The sequence below is a fragment of the Synechococcus sp. R55.7 genome (assembly GCF_047461955.1).
In the GTDB taxonomy this organism is placed as follows: domain Bacteria; phylum Cyanobacteriota; class Cyanobacteriia; order Thermostichales; family Thermostichaceae; genus Thermostichus.
Genome location: NZ_JANSIC010000040.1, coordinates 4809 through 7699, shown reverse-complemented (window position 1 = coordinate 7699; position 2891 = coordinate 4809). Strand labels below are relative to the sequence as shown.

Genomic DNA, 2891 nt, shown 5'->3' with positions numbered 1-2891 from the left:
TGGCTAAGGGGATCCCGTAGAGGGGCTCATCAACACCGGGATCTGGGCCTGAGCAGAGGCAGTCTCAGGCAGCGAGGGGGCAGGGGTGAAACTGGGGTAGGGGATGCGCTCGTGGTTGGATTCCCGCCAGACCTCCACGAAAGCGTCTGCCACCACCTCCAAATCCTCCAGCGTCAGCCCACTATCAACCAACTGGCCATCTTGCCAACGGGCCTGGGCAATTTTGCGGACAACAGCTTTTGCCCGCTCGACCACATCGGGGCCGAAGCCATCGCTCAGAGTCATGCTGCGCAGGGCGGCTTCACAGGCATCGGCCATCATCACCACCCCCGTCTCCTTGCTCTGGGGGATCGGGCCATCGTAGCGGAACGGCTCTTCGGGTACGGGCTGACCCCCGGCTTTCATCTGGGCTTGATGGTAGAAATAGGCAATCAGGATCGTCCCCTGGTGCTCAGGGATAAACGCCTGGACGGCGGTAGGCAGATTATATTGCTTGGCCAGGCGCAAGCCATCGCTGACGTGGGCCTTGATAATCTGAGCACTGCGATAGGGATCGTCCAGTTGGGTGTGGGGGTTGAGGCTGCCCATCTGGTTCTCGATGAAGTAGCGGGCCTGCAGCATCTTGCCGATGTCGTGGTAAAGAGTGCCGGTGCGCACCAGCTCCACGTTGAGGTTCAGCTTCTGGGCAGCCCGTTCTGCCAAAGTGGCCACAAGCAGAGTGTGCTGGAAGGTGCCGGGGGCCTCTGCAGCCAGCCGCCGCAGCAGCGTGCGATTGGGATTGCTCAACTCGATCAGACGAATGGGGGTGGCTAAGTCAAATAGGCGCTCCAGGTAGGGGCTGGCTCCCAGGGCAACAATGCTCCATCCCAAGCTGGTTCCCCCTGCCAAAGCCATGGCCAACAGGTCGATGCCACCGGTGGTGGCCAAGCTAACCGCCCCGTAGGCCAGCATCTGCACCGCTGCCGCTCCTCCTCCCAACAAGGCCAGCTCTTCGCGGGAACGGGAACGCCCGGCCAGGGCAGAGGCCACCACGCTGCCGGAGAGCAAGGGTACAAGGGTGAGCAGGTTGACAGGGGAGACCAAGGGCAAAAACAGCGCCTGGCCTACCACCACCACCAAGCCCAGCCCTGCCCCGTAAAAACTGCCCAGCAACAGCCCCACTGCCGGCAGGGAGCTGAACTCCAGCTTGAACAAGGCCGCCAAAAGGGGAGCGGTCAGGGAAACTATGAGGATCAACACCCGATCCCGGCGGCGCAACCCTGGCCGCAAGCGTTGCTGCAGAGGCACAAAGACAGCCAGGCCCAGGCCCATCACGCCGGCCACCCCCACCAAGCCCCAGACGTTGATCCCGCGCTGGGTGAGCCCAAAGTGGTCCAAGATGAGAAAAATTTCGGGAGTGATGAGCTGATCTGCTCGCACGATCACCTGGTTCTCGGCAACCGAGATCAGAACCGGCTCGACTTTTTCCAGCTCGGCGCGGATGCGCTGCTCGGTGCGCTGGGGATCCACCTCCACATTGGGAATGAGCACCTGCTGCAGCCACTGATAGACCAGCCCTTGCAGCTCCTGTCGTTGGGCAGCATTGCCCGGAAACATCAAATCGTCCAGTTGGGCTTGGATCCCTTCGGCGCGAACTTCGCGGGGCAGGCCATCCACAATCCCTATCTTCTGCAGGCGCTCTAAGACCCGCCGGCTCAAGGTTTGCAAATGCTGCCAATCCGCATCTGCCAAGTTGAGAACGGTGGCCGGAACAGGAGGGGTGAGCTGCTCCAGAGCCGGCAAAGCTGCCCGATAGCGCTGCTGCGCCGCTTCCACCTGGGCAATTAGCTGAGTATAGGGATCCGTCGCCGCCATCTGGGTGGCCGATCCGTCCAACCAGACCCGCTGCCAAACCTCGACAAGCTCTTGCTTGGCCCGCTGCTCCGGAGGAAGCTGCTCCGGTCGCCCCAAAGAAGGCTCTTCCAAAGGAGATGGGGTGGCTCCGCGGATGGCCTCTTGTCGGACGCGAGCCTGGAAGGGTTCCCACTCCTCTGGGGAAAGCTGGCGCAGATAGATCTGCGTTGGCAGAGACAGCAACTGGACAGAAACATAGGGCAGAGAACCTGCCTCTTGGCGGATGGCCTCCACCTCAGCCAGGAGAGCCTCCAGATTTTGCCGCATGCTGTCGTTGGCGGTGCTGTTGATTTTAAGGGCCTGCGCCACCCGCCGCCGCGCCTCAGCTTGTCGGGCCTGGGTAGCCTCCACATCTTCGATCTCCGCCGCAGCAGGGGCGAGAAACGTCTGCGGGGAGCGGCTGCCGACGGTCAGTTGTGGTTCGTTGTAGTAGCGGATCCCGTGGACGGCAGTGAGGGAGAGAAGCGCGAGGGCATAGCCGGCAATCCGCTCCGAAAGGGGGGGCCTGCTCTTTCGAGGGGAAGCTGCCTGGCGTCGCCGAGTCCAGTGTTCCGCGTTCGCGTCGGTGGCGCGAAGGGCTTTGGGCGTGAGCGGGTTTTTCATGGATTGGCCTGGCAGCGTCTTTCTCTTTTCTATCCCCTTTTGGCCGGGTAGCCCAGGAAGAGGATCTCAATCGCCAATGGTAATCTGCCCAATCATGCCCGCCTCAGCGTGGCCGGGGATGGTGCAAACCAGAGAATAGACCCCAGATTTCAGAGGAATAAATTGCCACTCCACCGAAGCGCCTGGCTTCAGCTCCAGTTCTCGGATCTGGCCCTTAATTTCCACGCCGGCCACTTCCAACTTACGGGTCCAAACGGCATCGGCAAAATCTTTGGCGCTGAAATAATGTTTCAATTGGCTGGGGTTGCTCAGGCGAAGACGGTAGAGGCTGCCGTTGCGAAAAGACAGTTCCTTGGGCACAAACACCAACTGATTGTCGGCAGTACCCAACTCAA

At 61.2% G+C, this 2891-nt stretch carries 2 protein-coding genes; both read right to left on the bottom strand.

The annotated features are described in order from the left end of the window. Positions 1 to 3: 3 nt before the first annotated feature. The gene (locus NW820_RS03520; RefSeq protein ID WP_414406691.1) at positions 4 to 2496 is read right to left on the bottom strand and encodes an HD family phosphohydrolase; all 2493 of its coding nucleotides are present in this window, start codon (positions 2494 to 2496) and stop codon (positions 4 to 6) included. 66 nt (positions 2497 to 2562) lie between these two features. Continuing rightward, positions 2563 to 2891: plastocyanin/azurin family copper-binding protein (locus NW820_RS03515; protein WP_414406690.1), on the bottom strand; the 329-nt coding region annotated here is incomplete at its 5' end.